At 63.3% G+C, this 17,197-nt stretch carries 18 protein-coding genes and 1 pseudogene; 5 read left to right on the top strand and 14 right to left on the bottom strand.

Annotated elements, in window-relative coordinates:
* Positions 1-20: 20 nt before the first annotated feature.
* The 6 genes from EN845_RS02245 to EN845_RS02220 form a co-directional block, all read right to left on the bottom strand.
* Positions 21-857, bottom strand: a complete 837-nt coding sequence (locus EN845_RS02245; RefSeq protein WP_127869613.1) for a GNAT family N-acetyltransferase — start codon at positions 855-857, stop codon at positions 21-23.
* Positions 858-862: 5 nt separating this feature from the next.
* The gene (locus tag EN845_RS02240) at positions 863-1,609 is read right to left on the bottom strand and encodes an aspartate/glutamate racemase family protein (RefSeq protein ID WP_167531239.1); all 747 of its coding nucleotides are present in this window, start codon (positions 1,607-1,609) and stop codon (positions 863-865) included.
* Positions 1,610-1,611: 2 nt separating this feature from the next.
* Positions 1,612-2,430, bottom strand: a complete 819-nt coding sequence (locus EN845_RS02235) for an ABC transporter permease (protein WP_127869611.1) — start codon at positions 2,428-2,430, stop codon at positions 1,612-1,614.
* Position 2,431: 1 nt separating this feature from the next.
* Positions 2,432-3,343: an ABC transporter permease gene (locus EN845_RS02230; protein ID WP_127279657.1), complete on the bottom strand. Its 912-nt coding sequence runs from the start codon at positions 3,341-3,343 to the stop codon at positions 2,432-2,434.
* Between the two features lie 86 nt (positions 3,344-3,429).
* Complete coding sequence (locus EN845_RS02225; RefSeq protein WP_127279658.1) at positions 3,430-4,719, bottom strand: PotD/PotF family extracellular solute-binding protein; 1,290 nt, start codon at positions 4,717-4,719, stop codon at positions 3,430-3,432.
* Between the two features lie 56 nt (positions 4,720-4,775).
* Positions 4,776-5,861, bottom strand: a complete 1,086-nt coding sequence (locus EN845_RS02220; protein ID WP_127869610.1) for an ABC transporter ATP-binding protein — start codon at positions 5,859-5,861, stop codon at positions 4,776-4,778.
* Between the two features lie 264 nt (positions 5,862-6,125).
* Between EN845_RS02220 and EN845_RS02215 the strand changes: the two genes are divergently transcribed.
* On the top strand, positions 6,126-6,839 hold the full coding sequence (locus EN845_RS02215) for a GntR family transcriptional regulator (protein ID WP_127869609.1): 714 nt from the start codon (positions 6,126-6,128) through the stop codon (positions 6,837-6,839).
* Positions 6,840-6,842: 3 nt separating this feature from the next.
* Here EN845_RS02215 and EN845_RS02210 read toward each other — a convergent pair whose 3' ends face one another.
* Positions 6,843-8,072, bottom strand: a complete 1,230-nt coding sequence (locus EN845_RS02210; protein ID WP_127869608.1) for a GNAT family N-acetyltransferase — start codon at positions 8,070-8,072, stop codon at positions 6,843-6,845.
* Between the two features lie 89 nt (positions 8,073-8,161).
* Between EN845_RS02210 and EN845_RS02205 the strand changes: the two genes are divergently transcribed.
* On the top strand, positions 8,162-9,220 hold the full coding sequence (locus EN845_RS02205) for a polysaccharide deacetylase family protein (protein ID WP_127279126.1): 1,059 nt from the start codon (positions 8,162-8,164) through the stop codon (positions 9,218-9,220).
* Between the two features lie 24 nt (positions 9,221-9,244).
* Here the strand turns inward: EN845_RS02205 and EN845_RS02200 are convergent, their stop codons facing one another.
* Positions 9,245-9,460: a DUF2842 domain-containing protein gene (locus EN845_RS02200; protein ID WP_027143610.1), complete on the bottom strand. Its 216-nt coding sequence runs from the start codon at positions 9,458-9,460 to the stop codon at positions 9,245-9,247.
* Between the two features lie 153 nt (positions 9,461-9,613).
* On the opposite strand from EN845_RS02200, the gene EN845_RS02195 reads away from it, so the two are divergent.
* Positions 9,614-10,705 (top strand): COX15/CtaA family protein, encoded by a 1,092-nt coding sequence (locus tag EN845_RS02195; protein ID WP_127869607.1) that lies wholly within the window; start codon positions 9,614-9,616, stop codon positions 10,703-10,705.
* Positions 10,706-10,755: 50 nt separating this feature from the next.
* On the opposite strand, the pseudogene EN845_RS02190 reads toward EN845_RS02195, so the two are convergent.
* The 3 genes and pseudogenes from EN845_RS02190 to speB form a co-directional block, all read right to left on the bottom strand.
* Positions 10,756-10,953 (bottom strand): annotated as a pseudogene (locus EN845_RS02190) (aminoglycoside phosphotransferase family protein); the annotation flags it as partial.
* Positions 10,950-11,876, bottom strand: a complete 927-nt coding sequence (gene argC, locus EN845_RS02185; RefSeq protein ID WP_127869606.1) for an N-acetyl-gamma-glutamyl-phosphate reductase — start codon at positions 11,874-11,876, stop codon at positions 10,950-10,952. The pseudogene EN845_RS02190 and the gene argC, both read right to left, overlap by 4 nt.
* A gap of 30 nt (positions 11,877-11,906) precedes the next feature.
* On the bottom strand, positions 11,907-12,914 hold the full coding sequence (speB, locus tag EN845_RS02180) for an agmatinase (RefSeq protein WP_127869605.1): 1,008 nt from the start codon (positions 12,912-12,914) through the stop codon (positions 11,907-11,909).
* A gap of 123 nt (positions 12,915-13,037) precedes the next feature.
* Here speB and EN845_RS02175 point away from each other — a divergent pair, with 123 nt between their 5' ends.
* Together EN845_RS02175 and EN845_RS02170 are read left to right on the top strand one after the other, a co-directional pair.
* Complete coding sequence (locus EN845_RS02175) at positions 13,038-14,246, top strand: acyltransferase (RefSeq protein ID WP_127869604.1); 1,209 nt, start codon at positions 13,038-13,040, stop codon at positions 14,244-14,246.
* 94 nt (positions 14,247-14,340) lie between these two features.
* Entirely contained in the window at positions 14,341-15,399 is a 1,059-nt protein-coding gene (locus EN845_RS02170; protein ID WP_127869603.1) for a glycerophosphodiester phosphodiesterase family protein, read from the top strand.
* A 145-nt stretch (positions 15,400-15,544) separates the two neighbouring features.
* Here the strand turns inward: EN845_RS02170 and rpsI are convergent, their stop codons facing one another.
* The 3 genes from rpsI to EN845_RS02155 form a co-directional block, all read right to left on the bottom strand.
* The gene (rpsI, locus tag EN845_RS02165; RefSeq protein WP_010915637.1) at positions 15,545-16,027 is read right to left on the bottom strand and encodes a 30S ribosomal protein S9; all 483 of its coding nucleotides are present in this window, start codon (positions 16,025-16,027) and stop codon (positions 15,545-15,547) included.
* Position 16,028: 1 nt separating this feature from the next.
* The gene (rplM, locus tag EN845_RS02160; RefSeq protein ID WP_010915638.1) at positions 16,029-16,493 is read right to left on the bottom strand and encodes a 50S ribosomal protein L13; all 465 of its coding nucleotides are present in this window, start codon (positions 16,491-16,493) and stop codon (positions 16,029-16,031) included.
* Between the two features lie 214 nt (positions 16,494-16,707).
* Positions 16,708-17,172 carry a PaaI family thioesterase gene (locus EN845_RS02155; protein ID WP_127869602.1) on the bottom strand — a complete coding sequence of 155 codons (465 nt, stop codon included), beginning with the start codon at positions 17,170-17,172 and terminating at the stop codon, positions 16,708-16,710.
* Positions 17,173-17,197: the final 25 nt, after the last annotated feature.

The raw sequence follows: 17,197 nt of genomic DNA, 5'->3' as shown, positions 1-17,197 counted from the left end.
CGCTCAAAGGCACGCCTGGCCTATCCCAGTTCCAGCGTCGTCACGCCGAATATCCTGTTGGCGTCAAGCCTCGGCGGCGGGCCTTTGTACATGCGCGTGGTGGTGAAGGTCGGTGAGAAGCCTGCCGCCACCAGCGCCGCGATGAAGTCCACCTTGCTGGCCGGAACGTCGATGTGAAGGTCGCCTCCTTCGCAGGCGCCTGCCAGGTCTTCGAGCAATCCCACTGCGGTCTGCATGTCGTCGGCGAAGAGCGGGCCGATCTTGAAGCCGCTGCGGCAGGATCGCGCTACCGCGTAGCCGGCCGTTCCCCGTGGCCCGATCGCTGCCACCGCGCGGTGCGGCGGCAGCAGCCATCGCTGCAGGAAAGAATGGCGGGAGGCGGGAAAGCAGAGCGCGTCATATCTCATGATGTCGGGCACCAATTGCGCGGTCACCATGCGAGGCCGTTTGGCGCCGATGGTCAGGGCCGCAGGGCGCCCGCTGTAACGGATGGTCTCGTAGAGCGGCCTGAACCCTTTGCTCTCGTAGTTGGCTCGTTGCTCTTCGACGCCATCGAGCCCGATGGTGCGCCCGGCCAGCCTGTTCATGCCCGCGGTCCATGCCGCCTTGCCGTAACCCTTGCCGCGCATATCCGGCCGGCAGATGTAGAGACCGACGAAACCAAAATCGTGCCCATAGGCCACGGCCGAGATCCCGGCGACCATTTCGCCGCCGGCAAAGGCGCCGATGAAACCCATGGGATCCGCTGCCTGAAACATCGCCGCATCGTCAACGCCAGGGTTCCAGCCCTCCGCGGCCGCCCAGTCGATGAGGTCAGCCAATTCTCCCAGCGACAGCGTGCGGGTGATCGGTTTCATGGTGCTTACTCGGCAGCGACTGCTCCTGGAGAGAACGATTTCAGCATACCACGATAGGGTTTGGCGAGCGGGGTCGCATAAGCACCGCGCTTCGATGTCGCGAGGCCAAGAGCCACCAGGGCCTCGGCTTGCTTCAAAGCGGCTCCGACGCCGTCAACGACAGGCAGACCGAACTCGCTCTGCAACCTGTGGGCAAGATCCGCCATGCCGGCGCAGCCAAGCACGATGGCCTCGGCGCGATCCTCCTCCACGGCCCGGGCGATCTCATCGCGCAGCTTGCCAACCGCTCCCGATGCCGGATCATCGAGTGCCAGCACCGGAATATCGGCGGCTCGCACGCGCGCCCGACCCGACATGCCATAGCGTTGCACCAACCCCTCGACAGGCACACGCGAGCGTTCGGTGGTGGTTACGACAGTGAAACGCTGGGCAATGAAGCAGGCCATGCTGAGGGCTGCCTCGCAAATGCCGATGACGGGAATGGCGGCCATGGCCCTGGCGGCATCAAGCCCGGTATCGTCGAAGCAGGCAATGATCGCGGCCTGCGCCCCGGCACGTTCGCCGGCGGCGATTTCCATTAGCAGGCCGGGCACCGCCAGTGCCTCGTCATAATAACCTTCGATCGAGGCCGGCCCCATGGACGACGTGACGGCGACGATTTCGGTCCAGACACCGGCGACACTGCGCGCGGCCGCCGCGATCGTCTCGGTCATGCTCGCCGTCGTGTTGGGATTTACCACCAGTATCCGCACGATCACGCCCTGGTCCGGCGGCGGCCGACATAGAGGATGGCGCCTAGCGTCGCCATGATCACCAGGAAGGAAAACACGGTGGTCACCGTGCCCAGCGCGTAGAGAACCGGCGTGGTGACATTGGTGGTCATGCCGTAGATCTCGAGCGGCAGTGTGTTGAAGGTTCCCGAGGTCATCAGTGTGCGGGCGAACTCATCGTAGGACAGCGTGAAGCCGAACAGGCCTACGCCGATCAGGCTTGGCGCGATCATCGGCAGCACGACATGGGCGAAGGTCTGCCAGGACGAGGCGCCAAGGTCGCGTGCGGCTTCCTCATAGGCAGGCGAGAAGCGGTTGAAGACGGCGAACATGATGAGCACGCCGAACGGCAAGGTCCAGGTCAAATGCGCGCCGAAGGCTGACGTATACCAGGCTGGTCGGAAGCCGACCTGCTGAAAGACAACGCCGATGCCCAGCGAAATGATGATGGAGGGTACCACAAGGCTGGCGACCGCCAGGTAGAACAAAGCGGTGGCGCCGCGAAATTTCTGGCGGAAGGCCAGCCCGGCCAGCAGCGAGACGACGACAGTGACGATCATCACCATAAGGCCGAGAACCAGCGAGCGCTTGAAGCTGCCGCCGAAATCGCCGACCGCCTGGCGCTCGAACAGATTGGCGAACCAGTGCAGTGATACGCCGTTGAGCGGAAAGGTGAGGCCGCCGGTCTCGCCCTGGAAGGAAAGGATCAGGATCGCCGACAGCGGGCCATAGAGGAACAGCACGAACAGCGCGAAGAACACCGCCAGCGCGTAGAATTCAAGAGTGCGTTTTTCGTGGTTCACGTCACAGTTCTCTGCGGATGTCGACGATGCGCAGGATGCCGGCGACCATCAAGAGCACCAGCACCAGCAGCACCACGGCGTTGGCGGCGGCGGCTGGATATTGCAGCAGCGACATCTGGTTCTTCATCATCAGCGCGACGGATGCGCTCTGACCGCCCGACATCACCTGCACGGTGGAGAAATCGGCCATTACCAGGGTGACGACGAAGATGGTGCCGATCGCCATGCCGGGTTTGGCCAGCGGGATGATGACGTTCCACAGCACCTGCCCGCCCGAAGCCCCGGCATCGCGCGCGGCCTCGACCAGCGAACGGTCGATGCGCATCAGCGTGTTGAAGATCGGCGTCACCATGAACAGCGTGTAGAGGTGGACCATGGCCAGCACGACCGCGAATTCCGAATAGAGCAGCCATTCGATGGGCTTCGGCACCAGCCCGAGATGCACGAGCGTCGAGTTGATCAGCCCGTTGCGGCCGAGCACTGGTATCCACGAGATCATGCGAATGATGTTCGAGGTCAGGAACGGCACGGTGCAGACCAGGAACAGCACCATCTGCATGGCGGTCGTTCGAATGTGGAAGGCGAGGAAATAAGCGACCCAGAAGCCGATGAACAGGGTCAGCCCCCAGACGATGAATGCGAATTTGATGGTGTTGAGATAGGTTTTCCAGGTGACCCAGGAGCCGAGAACGTCGGAATAATTGGTGGTGAGAAAGTCCGGGTACATTGTGGCGAAGTCGTAGTCCCAGAACGACACGACGACGATCATGATGATGGGCAGCAGCAAGAACGCGCCGAGGATCAGCGCCAGAGGTGCCGACTGCAGATAGGGCGCGACGGCGCCGATGGAGAACCGGCGTCGTCGGGCTGGTTTCGCGGCGGCGATTGCGGGGCGTTCGAGCGCGACTGTCATCAATGCTCTCGGGTTTGGCGATACGGCCGGGCCGCGTTCCCCTTCTCCAGCCAGGGAGAAGGGGTAGAGGAGGGCGCTTGTTCCCTTTACGCCGCGATGAACTCGTTCCAGCGCTTCACCATGTAGCGATCCTCGTCCATGACCGAGTTCCAGCAGGCGACCTTGCCCATGCGCTCTTCGAAGGAGCCGCCGTCACGCACGGCGCCGGCCTTTTCCATGACGGTGCCGTCGGGCGCCTTGATCTCGCCCTTGGCCGGCTTGCCTTCGATCCAGTAGCCCCACTCGTCCTCCGACATGAACTTCTTGGCCGAGACCATGTTGGCCGAGTAGTAGCCCTGGCGGTTGAGATAGCCGCCGACCCAGCCGGAAGTGTACCAGTTGATGTATTCATAGGCGGCGTCGAGCTCGGCGCCCTTGAGATGGGCGGCGAGGCCAAGGCCGCCGCCCCATGAGCGGTAGCCTTCCTTGAGCGGCTGGAAGCGGCAGGGAATGCCCTTGGAGCGCACGGCGGCCACCGCCGGCGACCACATCGATTGGATCACCACCTCGCCCGACGCCATCAGATTGACGCTCTCGTCGAAGGATTTCCAGAAGGCGCGGAACTGGCCGGCTTGCTTGGCCTTGATTAGGAAGTCGATCGTCTTGTCGATCTCGTCCTTGGTCATGTTACCCTTGTCGGCATATTTGATGTTGCCGGTAGCTTCCATGATCATCGCAGCGTCCATGATGCCGATGGACGGGATGTTGAGGATCGCGGTCTTGCCCTTGAAGGCCGGGTCCATGATGTCGGCCCAGGTGGTGATGTCGCGGCCAACGAGGTCGGGGCGGATGCCCAGCGTGTCGGCGTTGTAGATGGTCGGCACCATGGTGAACCAGTTGGTCGGTGCCTTGGCGAAGGTCTTGCTGTCTTGCGCCTCGACGAAGCCGACCGTGTGCGGCGCCGTGCCTTGGGCAATGACGCTGTCGGGCGTCAGCTTGCCGGTTTTGAACAGCGGCACCAGTTCGTCGTAATATTTCAGCTTGCTGACATCCATCGGCTGCAGCACGCCGCTCGGGAACACCTTCTTGCAGATCCAGTATTCGATGTCGGCGATGTCGTAGCTGTCGGGTTGGGTCACGGCGCGCTGGGCGGCGGCATCGGAATCGGTCGCCGTCATCTCCAGCGTGATGCCGAGATCGGCCTTGCACTTGTCGGCTATGGCATTGAGGTTCGACACGCCGGTACCGAACTGGCGTAGCGTGATGTTGGACTGCGCCCAGATGGTCGGAAAGCCTGTGATGACGCCGGAACCGGCGGCGAAGCCGACGGCGGCAGCCCCCGTCTTCAGCAGCGAGCGGCGCGAAATTCCCGTTTTTGTTTCAGTCGTCTTTGTCATGTTCATTCCCCTGTCTTGTTTTGGTTTGGTCATTGAGTGTTGAATGAAGGCGGTCATCAATTGAGACGGCCAAGAACGACCGCGTCCTGCCGGTCCCAGGCGAGCGGCACGGCGTCGCCGACGGCGACAGGCTTTGCGAAGAAATCCGAATCGTCGACGATCACCGTGAAGTCATCGATGCCGGCGCCGTTGACCGACAACTTTACCGAATGGCCGCGATATTCGACGTTGGAAACGATGCCGGTGAAGCCGAGGCCGGGCGCAGGCGCGTCGCCGATGCGCACATGATCGGTGCGGATGGCGATATCGATCGGCGCGCCCGGCTCTCGGCCGTGACCGCAGGCGGCGAGCGAGCCGCCGCCATTGACGTCGAAGACGACCATGCCGTCATGCTCGCCGGTGACCCGGCCGGACATGACATTGTGGTCGCCCATGAAGCGCGCGACGAAGGCCGTGGCCGGCCGTTCGAAGACGTCGCGCGGAGGCGCCGCCTGTTCGATACGGCCCTCATTCATCACCACGATCAGGTCCGCCAAGGCCATGGCCTCCTCTTGGCTGTGGGTGACGTGGACGAAGGTGATGCCGAGCGAGGTCTGCAGTTTCTTTAGCTCGGCGCGCATGCGGATCTTCAGGAACGGGTCGAGCGCCGACAGCGGCTCGTCGAGCAGCAGCGCTTCCGGATCGGTGATCAAAGCCCGGGCGAGCGCCACGCGCTGCTGCTGGCCGCCGGAAAGCTGCGCGGGCCGGCGCGTCGCATAGGCCTCCATCTGCATCAGCTTCAGCATGTCGAGCGCCTTGGCACGGCGCTGTTCCTTGTCGACGCCCTTCATCTTCAGGCTGAAAGCGACATTGTCGACGAGATCCAGATGCGGGAACAGTGCATAGGATTGGAACATCATTGCCGTGCCGCGTTTTGCCGGCGGCAGGTCGGTGACAACAATGTTGCCGAGCCGTACGTCGCCTGACGAGATGCTTTCGTGACCGGCGATCATCCGCAGCGTCGAGGTCTTGCCGCAGCCGGAAGGGCCGAGCAGGCAGCAATAGGTGCCCGCCGGTATCTTCAGGCTGATGTCCTCGACGGCGGTCGTCGTTCCATAGACTTTCGAAACGGACACGATGTCGATCTCGGCGGCTTTGGACATTCAGGCTTCCCCGTTTGGTGCATTAACCAAAGCATCATGCGTGCCAATCTGGGGATGTGGGGCCAAGCGTTTGAATCGTTTAAAGAAATCAGGCTTCTTGCCGGTTGCCTACCTTAGAGGCTACTTTGTGCATTGCACAAATTATGAGCTATCGCGCGCGATCTGCACAAAAATCGTATGCAATCTTTTTCGACTTCGTGTTCACTTTCCCTCTCGTGCACGAGCGAGGACTCGCGTTAGAAGAGGGCGGGAACCATCATCGCCATGAACATCACCGATCAGGTCTATTCCGCCGCAGACAGCGCCAACCAGGATCGCGCCCAGGCGATTCGCGACAGTCTGCGCGACGCCATAGTCGACCGGAGGCTGGCGCCGGGCACCAAGCTGTCGGAAGGCGAGGTCGGCACGCTGTTCGACGTGTCGCGCACCGTCGCTCGCGCGGCGCTGCAGATGCTGTCTTTCGAAGGGCTGGTGCGAACCGAGCGCAATCGAGGCGCCTTCGTTGCCAATCCATCGCCCGAGGAAGCGCGCCAGGTGTTCGCCTCGCGCCGGCTGATCGAGCCGGGCATTGCCACTGCCGCCTGCGAGCGGGTCACATCAGCCGATATTGTCGCCTTCAGGGCGCAACTCGACGAGGAGGGCCGCTTCATCGCCGAGCGCGGTCCGACGGCGCGGCGTTCCGAAATCAAGGCGTCCGGCGATTTCCATCTGTTGCTCGCCTCGGTCGCCGGCAATGCCATCCTGCAGCGCTTCATGGAGGAACTGGTTGCGCGCTCGTCGCTTGTCATTGCGCTTTACGGACGGTCTGGCGTATCGGCCTGCGGCCACACGGAGCACACGGGTATTGTCGGTGCGCTGGAAAGCCGCGACTCCGGGCTGGTGAGCCGCTTGATGCTGCACCACATCGACCACATCGAGGCTGATCTCGATCTCCGCGTCAGGGCAGGCCCAGCGCTCCGCGAGGCTCTCAATTTCTGAGGTCTAGTGTTCGTCTTCCGTGGGAAGGGGGGGCGTCTGTCCGGCTGCCTTGCGGCGCAGCATCTTGGCTAGCTTCCAGATCGTCGGGCTGTTCTTGACAAAGGCCTTCAGCCGCGCGCCCTGGCGAAGTGCCTGTCCCAGCGCACGGCCCTTGAGCGTCAGCGGAACCAGGATCTCGAAATGCTGCGTTTCGATATCGCACCACAGCCGCTTGTAGGGCTCGTCTCCGACGGAGAAATCATAGACCGCGAACCCGCTCTGGCAGGCGTTCTGGATGTTGTCGAAGAACAGGAAGTCGCCCGGGCTGGTGTTGGCGAGTTCATCCTCGGCGATCGCCCCGAACTCGCAGATCAGGCGCCGGCCCGAGCGGCTCGATCCGGTGACGGCGCGCAACTTGCCGGCGACCTCCAGCCCATGCAGCACGAAGCAAGGCTTGTCCTCGGCAAGCGCTTGCGTAAACAGCCCCCGGAAGAAGGCGCGTGTCCGGTCGTCACCGAAGACGTTGGCAATGCCCATCTTGCGGAAGCGCTGTTCCTTCATCTCGAAGAACGCGTCGAACAGCCTCTCCACCTCGTCGGCGCTGCGCGCCTCGATGCGCCGGTGGCTGCCGACGGCCTCGAACTTGCGCGTCTGCGAACGATGCTTCTTGCGTTTGCGCTTGCCGCTGGCACGCAGCAGCAGCGCATCGAATCCACCGCTGAGGTCGACGGCCAACGAAAGATTGGGGCTGGCGAAATGATCGAGCGATGCCAGCGGATTGGCAATGCCGTCGAGATCGGGCAGCAATCTTTCCAGCGCGATGAGATCAATATCGGGCCGGGACCCGGCGATCGCCGCGAGCATTGAGCGGATGGCTGTGATGTCGCCGCTCGCCAGCCATTGCGGTTCGGCGGCGGCGAAATTGCCATTGGCGTGGCGGCCGCCCATGAACTGGGCGACCCGCAACGGGCCGCGCTTGACCACCTCCAGCGCCACTGCGAAAGCCGGCCTGCCCTCCAGTTCGAGCGTGGCGATGAGCAGATCGGGCTTGACCTCGGCGGCCCAGGTCAAGACCCATGCCGCACTTTGCGCCGGCGCATGGAGTGCCGAACGACAGAACGCCGCATACGCCGCGAGTCCTTCGGCGGCGGCAACTGAAACCGACAGCCCCGCGGTATGCCCGGGCAGTGCGCGTGACGAAGCCTGGATCGCCGCGAGCCGCTTGCCATCAAATGACGCGGTTGCGTCAACCATACCTCAATCCTTAAGGCGTACTGATCCCGATTTGGGGGGCGCTCGGGCGTATTCCGTGCTTGGATAGCCTAGGCGCAAAAGGTGAATGAATGATCGACGGTGGGGAGGCAATCCGGAAACTGGCGCTCAACGTCGCCCGCTATACCGGCCTCGCACCGCTGGCCAGGCCGTTTGTCGGCGGCATCGGCGCCATCCTGATGCTGCACCGCGTGACGGCGACACCCGAAAAGCCCGACAGCGTCAACCGGCACCTCAACATCGCGCCCAGTTTCCTCGATGCCGTGATCGCCGACATGAGAGCGGACGGCTATGCCTTCGTCTCGATGGACGAAGCCGTGGAGCGCATCAAGGCAGGCGGCAAGGGCGGCCGGTTCGCCACCATCACCGCCGACGATGCCTATCGCGACAACATGACCGAGGCCTTGCCGGTGCTGGAGAAGCATGGCGCGCCGCTCACCATCTATGTCGCTCCAGGGCTGATCGATGGCACCGCCCACCTTTGGTGGGATGTGGTCGAGGATATCGTCAATGCCTGCGATCGCCTGACCCTGACCACACCGAACGGCCCGACCGTGATCGATTGCGCGACCCCCGTCAGGAAACATCAGGCCATCGCCCGCCTGCATGCCTATTTTACCACCGAGGTCGGCGAGGAGGACCTGCGGAGCGTGCTGCGCGATCTGGCCGCTTCCAATGGGGTCGACGCGGACGCCCCACGCCTGCGCACGCTGATGAACTGGGATGAGATCCGTACCGTCGCCGCACATCCGCTGGTGACGATGGGCGCCCATACGGTCAACCACAGCAATCTGAAGCGGCTTTCCGAGGCCGATGCGCGGCGCGAGATCGGCGCCGTCAACGACATGCTGCGAACTGAGCTTGGCGAGGAACCCCGCCATTTCGCCTATCCCTACGGCTACGCCAGCGCCGTCGGTTGCCGCGAAGTGGGCTTTGCGCGCGACGCCGGCTATGCTTCCGCCGTGACCACCCGCCACGGCGTGCTGCGCGCCGAACATGCCGGTTTCCTGCATGCCTTGCCGCGCATTTCGGTCAATGGCCGCTACCAGAGCCTGCACCATATCCGCACGATGCTGTCGGGCGTGACGACGCCGCTCGCCAACGCCGGCAAGATGCTCGTCACGATCTGACGGACTGCCCGGTCCGGGCTGGGCTCAGCGCTTGGCCCTCGGCTCCAGCATCAGCCATTTGATGATGCCCATCGCCGGCAGCACCCAGAGCAGACCGCTAAGCAGGAAGAACAGGAATTGCACCAGCGCGCCCGACTCCGACAGGCGGGCGACCGCGAAGATCGACGCGACCAGCGCGTAGATGATGACCAGCGCCAAAAGCAGGAACATTCCGATAAGCTTTTTCAGTCGAATGGGCATGGCTTGGCCTCGTTGATGGCTACCGCTTAGGCCGAACGCGGGACGCGCGCAACCTACCACATCAGGCGCGACGGCGTGCCGCGCTGCGCGGTCTTGCCAGCAGGAGTGCGATGGTTCACCAATCCGCGACATTCAACCTGCCGGGATATAGCCATGGCCGCCATCACCGCCGCCGCGCCCTATCAGGCCCGCGACCGCGACCTGCACAACCGGGTACTCGTGCGCGGCTGGCTGTACGTCGTGCTCCTGGTGCTGTTCGCGCTGGTGCTGGTTGGCGGCGCCACGCGGTTGACCGAATCCGGCCTGTCGATCACCGAATGGCAGCCGATCCATGGCGTCATCCCGCCGCTCAACGACGCCGACTGGCAGGAGGAATTCCAGCGCTACCAGCAGATCCCGCAATACACAGAGCTCAACAAGGACATGAGCATCGAGGCGTTCAAGTCGATCTTCTGGTGGGAATGGGCGCATCGCCTGCTCGCGCGCAGTGTCGGCCTGGTCTTTGCCTTGCCGCTTCTGGTCTTCTGGGCGACGCGCCGCATCGAGCGCGGCCTTGGACCGAAGCTGGTCGGCATTCTGCTTCTCGGCGGGCTGCAGGGGGCCATCGGCTGGTGGATGGTGGCCTCCGGCCTGGTCGACCGCGTGTCGGTGAGCCAGTACAGGCTCGCCACGCACTTGACGCTGGCGGCCCTGATCTTCACCGCGACCATGGTTGTCGCGCGGGGTCTCGCTCCTCATTCCGAGCCTGCGGCCGATCGCTCGACGCAGAGATTGGCCGGTTTCATCGTGCTTCTGGCGCTGATCCAGATTTATCTCGGCGGTCTGGTGGCCGGTCTCGACGCCGGCATGAGCTACAACACCTGGCCGCTGATGGACGGCAGGATCGTTCCCGGCGATCTGCTCATCCTCGATCCGGCGTGGCGCAACGTCTTCGAGAACCCGAAGACGGTGCAGTTCATCCACCGGCTCGGCGCCTATACGGTCTTCGCCGTCGCGCTCTGGCACATGATCGCCACGCGTCGGCGGCTGCCAGGCTCGACGCATGCGCGACGCGCGACGCTGTTGTTCGTTCTGGTATTGGTGCAAGCTTCGATCGGTATCGGCACGCTGCTGATGCAGGTGCCCCTGCATATGGCGCTGACCCATCAGGCGTTTGCGCTTGTTGTGCTGGGCTTTGCCGCCGCCCATTGGCGGGGCACCAAGGGCGCTTATCCCTTGCCCAACGAGATTGCCGTCGGACGCTGAGCGCGGCCGATCACATCCAGAATTCGTTGGACTGCGTCGTCTTCTCGCCGGCCTTCGCCGCGCCGCCAGGCAAGGAAATGCTCGCCGCGCAACTCGTCGGCAACGTCGTCGAACGGCTTCAGCGCCTTCACGATCGCCGGTGAGCCGTCCTCGCGCCGCACCTTCCAGATGCGGCTCGAGAATGTTTCGGCAATGAGTTCGGGTTCGCTGACTTGCCAGCGCGCTGGAAAGGCCGGTGCGTCCATCACAGGCCGAGCATCAGGTCCATGTTCTGGACGGCCGCGCCCGAGGCGCCCTTGCCGAGATTGTCGTAGACCGCCAGCAGCAGCGCCTGGGCTCTGCTGTCGTTGGCAAAGACATAGACCCTCATGCGGTTGGTGCCGTTATAGATCTCCGGATCGATGTCCGGCACGCGCTCCAGATGCGCATAGGGCGCCACCTCGACCACACCGCCCTTGATCGCGGCGAAATGGTCCGCAATGGCGGCGTGAAGTTCGGCACCCGTCGGCACGCGGTCGAGGCCGCCGAGCTGCAACGGCACCACCGTGATCATGCCTTGGGCGAAATTGCCCACCGCCGGCTGCATGATCGGATCATGCGACAGCTTCGCATAGGCCTTCAATTCCGGCACGTGCTTGTGCTGCAGGGTCAGGCCATAGGGCAGGAACTCCGAGGCGTCCTCGCCCTTGGTGACATAGTCTTCGATCATCGGACGCCCGCCGCCCGAATAGCCCGTAATGCCGTTGACCGCGATCGGGAAATTGGCCGGCAGCAGGCCTGCGGTGACCAGTGGCCTGAGCGTCGCTATCGGTCCCTGCGGCCAGCAGCCGGGATTGGCGACGCGCTTGGCCGTGGCGATCTTCCTCGCCTGCTCCTTGTCCAGTTCGGCGAAGCCATATTCCCAGCCTTCGGCCACGCGATGCGCGGTCGACGCATCGATCACCTTGGTGGTGTCGTTGGTGATCAGCGAGACGCTTTCCCTGGCGGCATCGTCGGGCAGGCACAGGATGGCGATATCGGCGGCGTTGAGGAATTCGGCGCGCGCGGCCGTTTCCTTGCGGCGCTCGACAGGAATGGAAATGATCTCCAGATCGCCGCGCTCGGCAAGCAGCGCCCGGATCTGGAGGCCGGTGGTGCCATGCTCGCCGTCGATGAAGATTTTCGGTTTCATTGCCTGATCAAATTCCCTGATATACCAAGACTATATGCCGTTACCGTGGTTGACCGCGGCGCCATTGTGGTTGCCGGTGTTCAGCTCCTCGAGCCGGGCCTTTCGCTCGGCCAGCAGGCCGAGATACTGCATGGCCACCATCGAACCGGCGATCGCCGTTATATCGGCGTGATCATAGGCCGGCGCAACCTCCACGACATCGGCGCCGACGATATCGACCTGGTTGAGCTGACGCAGCGTCGACAGGATCTTCGCCGAGGACGGGCCGCCCGAAACTGGCGTGCCGGTTCCAGGCGCATAGGCCGGATCGAGGCAGTCGATGTCGAAGGTCAGATAGGTCTTCTTGCCGCCGGTGCGATCGACGATGGCGTAGGCGATGTCGGAGGCGCGCATCTCCTCGATCTCATGGCCATAGAGGATCTTGATGCCGAACGTGTCGGGCGCGTGGGTGCGGATGCCGATCTGGATCGAGCGGTCGGGATCGATGATGCCTTCCTTGACCGCTCGGCCGACAAAGGACCCGTGGTCGATGCGCTTGCCGTCATCGGGCCATGTGTCCTGGTGGGCGTCGAACTGCACCAAGGCCAGCGGTCCGTGGATGGCGGCATGCGCCTTGAGCAGCGGCCAGGTGACGAAATGGTCGCCGCCGAGCGTCAGCAGGAAGGCGCCCGATTTCAGGATCTTGGCCGCTTCGCGCTCGATCGTGGCGGGCGTCTTCTGATGGTTGCCCGAATCGAGGAGGCAGTCGCCATAATCGACCACGGCGAGGTGCTCGAACAGATCGCGCGAAAACGGGTATTGCGGGTCGTTGTCGAGGATCGCCGAGGCGCGGCGGATCGCCTGCGGCCCGAACCGGGCACCCGGCCGGTTGGTGACGGCGGCGTCGAAGGGAATGCCCCACACCACCGCATCCGCGCCCTTCACGTCCTTGGTGTATTTGCGCCGCATGAAAGACAGCGCGCCCGAATAGGTCGGCTCAAGGGCGCCACCCGTTTTGGAGCGGGCGGTGAAGGCATGGTCGATGTTCTTGGTCGCCATTACGGGTCCTCGTTTTCATCGGGGTGCAACAACTACAGAACCGGCATGGAAGATGCCAGTCACAGCTTGGGGAGACGAAACCGCGCCGCCCGGGCGCCACGGCAAGACAGGATTTGTATCATCATGACGCAGACCGCGTTTCTTAATCCGTCGGATGCCGTGGTGTCGACCCACGCCGGCACGATCGCCGGCGATCGCTTCCAGGTTCTCGATTCGTGGCGCGGCATCTGCGCGTTGCTGGTGGCGCTGTTTCATTTCCCGACCGCATCAGTGATCTCGCAGAGCAGCTTTATCGGTTCGTCCTATCTTTTCGTCGACTTCTTCTTCGTCCTTTCCGGCTTCGTCATCGCCTCCAGCTATGCCAATCGGCTGGGCCGGCCGGAAGAGGTCGCCCGCTTTGCCCTGGTCCGTTTCGGCCGCATCTATCCGCTGCATCTGGTCATGCTTGCCGCCTTTGCCGCCTTCGAATTGTTGCGGCTGATGCTGCCGCAATTGCATGGCACGGGGGCCGCTCCCTTCACCGGCGGCTTCGACCTCAAGAGCCTGGCTGCCAATCTCCTTCTGCTGCAAGGTGTCGGCTTCGAGGATCGGTTGACGTGGAATGCGCCAAGCTGGAGCATCTCGGCCGAGTTTTTCGCCTATCTCCTGTTTGCCGGCGTGGTCTTCATCGCCGGCGCACGCGCCTGGATATGGTTTGTCGCCGCCGCCGTCACCGCGTCGCTGTTCCTGCTCGGCTTCTCCACGCATCATATGGATGTGTCCTACGATTTCGGCTTCATCCGCTGCCTCTACGGCTTCTCGCTCGGCGCCCTGCTGGCCTGGTTTCAGCATGATTCCATTGCAGGGGCGCGACAGGTCCTGGTCACAAACGGCCCGCGGGTGAGCTGGACTCTTGCCGAAATCGTCATGGTGGCCGTCATCGTTCTTTTTGTCTCGCTGGCGGGCGACAATGATTTCGGCATCGCCGCGCCCCTGGTGTTCGCCCTGGCGTTGTTTCTGTTCGCCCATGAAGGCGGCTGGATCAGCGCCTTGCTCAGGACGCCCTTCATGCTGACGCTCGGCGCGCTGTCCTATTCGATCTACATGGTCCACATCTTCGTCCAGGCGCGCCTGATCAACGTCGCCGGGCTCGTCGAGCGCAAGCTCGGCCTCGGCTTGATTGGCGACATCGTGCTGCGTGGCGGGCCCGCGACAGGCTTTGGGCCCGGCTGGACAGGGACTGTAGCGATCGTCGTCATGCTCGCCGCCACCATCGCCGTGTCGTGGATCACATGGCGCCTGGTCGAAATGCCTGCAATGGCCTGGTTCCGCCGGCTCTCGAAACGCATCTGACCCGCATCGCCGGCCAACCGCTAGCCGGCTTCGTTCACCTGGATGTCACCGAGGTCGCCTATCCCCGGCTCGATCCGGCAAGGAGCGATTCTCGATGCGGACGATCTGGCTGAACCTTCTGCTTTCCACCGCGCTGGCGGCCTCCGCCGGCCAGGCCTTGGCCGGCGAAACACGCGCCAGGCAGATCCTCGACCGCTTCGAACATGCCAACCAGTGGCGCGACCATGTCATGGTGGCCGCGCACAGAGCCGGCAGCATGCAGGCCGGCAAGACGCTCTATGCGGAAAACTCGCTCGCGGCGGTTGAAGGTTCGATCGCGATCGGCGCCGAAATCGTCGAGGTCGACATCAGGCGCTCGAAGGACGGCGAGCTCATCGTCATGCATGACAGCTGGCTCGACCGTACGACGACCTGCAAGGGCGAAGTCATCAACTACACGCTGGCCGAATTGAAGAGATGCCGGCTGGTGATCGAGGGCACCCATGCCGTCACCAACGAGACCGTCTCGACATTGCGCGAAATGCTGATGACGACTAGGGACAGAATCCTCATCAATCTCGACAACAAGCTCGAAGTCGGCGACCTCCCGGGCATGATCGCGGTGGCTCGCGATCTCGGCATGGCCGAGCAGGTCATCGTCAAGGAAAACCTTTGGAACCAGAACAGGATCATCACGGTGAAAGCCGCCATGGCCGCGGCAGGCGGTGGCTTTCAGTTCATGCCGATCATTGCCGATGACGCCGTGCATGATGCCGGCTTCGCCTCGACGGTCGACCACGCTTTCGCGCCGGGCGCGATCGAGTTGATCAACTGGCGGGCGGGCGCCGAGACGTTGACCGAAACCGGCGGGCCGCTGTTTAGCACGCGTATGCGCGCCGAGGCGGTGAGGGGCGATTGGCATATTTGGGCCGACACCTATGCCATCGTCAACAAGCCGGGCGGCTTCCTCGCCGGCGGCCGCGGCGACGAACTGGCGGTCCAGGCCAGCTCGCCGCGCGAAGCCTGGGGCTTCTGGGCCGATCGCGGCGCCACCATCATCCAGACCGACGAGCCGAAGGCGGCGATCGCCTGGCTGGCGGCGAACGGCTATCGTGTGCCTTATGCCGACGAGAAGCGGCCGGCCGAACCGACGCATACGGCCAGCATCAATTAGGGCTGAAGCTGCCGATCTCCCTCTCGTGACTGTTGCCCGGCAGGTCGGAGGGGCGCCGTCCCACAACCTGTCGATCACTGAAATCTGCGGCCCGAAAAACAAAGGCCGCCCGGAGGCGGCCTTTGATATCGGAAATTCGAAACGCTTAGCGCTTCGAGAACTGGAAGGAGCGACGGGCCTTGGCCTTGCCGTACTTCTTGCGCTCGACGACGCGGCTGTCGCGGGTCAGGAAGCCCCCCTTCTTGAGCACGGCGCGCAGCGCCGGCTCGTAGTAGGTCAGCGCCTTGGAAATGCCGTGACGAACAGCACCGGCCTGACCGGAGAGGCCGCCGCCGACGACCGTGGCGACGATGTCGTACTGGCCCGAACGGTTGGAGGCGATGATCGGCTGGTTGAGGATCATCTGCAGGACCGGACGCGCGAAATAGGTCGCGAATTCCTTGTCGTTGACGACGATCTTGCCGGAACCCGGCTTCACCCAGACGCGCGCGATGGCGTTCTTGCGCTTGCCGGTGGCATAGGCGCGGCCCGACTTGTCGAGCTTCTGGACATGGACGGGGGCCGCGGCCTGGGTGTTCGTGTTCCCGGTGGCGGCGCCCAGTTCTGCGAGCGAGGAAAGCTCAGCCATCTTATGCGACCTTCTTGTTCTTGGAATTCAGCTTGGCCACGTCGAGGACTTCTGGCTGCTGGGCGACATGCGGATGCTCCGCGCCTGCATAGACGCGCAGGTTCTTCATCTGGCGACGGCCGAGCGGGCCACGCGGAACCATGCGCTCAACGGCCTTCTCGACGACACGCTCGGGGAAACGGCCCTCGAGCAGCTGGCGCGCGGTGCGCTCCTTGATGCCGCCGGGGTGGCCGGTGTGCCAGTAATAGACCTTGTCGGTGAACTTCTTGCCGGTGAACACCACCTTGTCGGCATTGATGACGATGACATTGTCGCCGTCGTCGACATGCGGGGTGAAGGTCGGCTTGTGCTTGCCGCGAAGATGATTGGCGATGACAGTGGCAAGACGGCCGACGACGAGACCCTCGGCGTCGATCAGGATCCACTTCTTCACCACATCCGCAGGCTTCTGCGAAAAGGTTGTCATGTTTTCTGCTCTCGGTTTTGACCTTCACGGGGAAGGCGTTTCTTGTTGCTTGGATTGGCGAAAGACGCTTGTCATCAGCCAATAACAAAACGGCGGCCTTTGCGGGCCGCTGCTTCGTGAGGGCTTATAGGCGAGGGGGAACTGCACGTCAAGCAGATCAAAAAGCTCTACGGCGAAGAAACAATAGCAAAAACAATGACCTAGGTAAAAGGTATTATTTTACCACATCGCTGGTGCGCTTCGGCGGGATCGAGTAGGTACCCGTGGCATGCGCGATCGTGTGTCCATCCGGGCCGGCGACGATGTCGATGTCGAACACCATCAGGCTCTTTCCGAGCTTCAGGATGCGGCAATGGCCATCGATCGGCCCGGCCTCGGCCTTGCGGACGAAGTTGATGTTGAGGTTGGTGGTGACCGAGAGCGCATCCGGCCCGGCATGGCTGAGCACGCAGACATAGCCGCCAATGTCGGCCAGCGTAAACAGGGCAGGGCCGGACACCGTGCCGCCGGGGCGCAAATGCCGCTCGCCGGCATTGAGCCGCACGATACAGCCGCCGGGAAACACGTCGATCGCCTCATAGGCGGCGGAACTCTCATTGAGTTGCGGAAAGACGCTCTCCATCAACACGTTGATCTGCACTGTGGTCAGCACCGGCTTGAGATTGGTCTGGGCGGGCATGTCGGTCTCTCGTTCTGCGCATGCT

Source organism: Mesorhizobium sp. M8A.F.Ca.ET.202.01.1.1 (genome assembly GCF_004791595.1).
Lineage (GTDB): Bacteria > Pseudomonadota > Alphaproteobacteria > Rhizobiales > Rhizobiaceae > Mesorhizobium.
The sequence above is the reverse complement of the archived record's forward strand: the minus strand, read 5'-3'. Positions and strand labels throughout refer to the sequence as shown.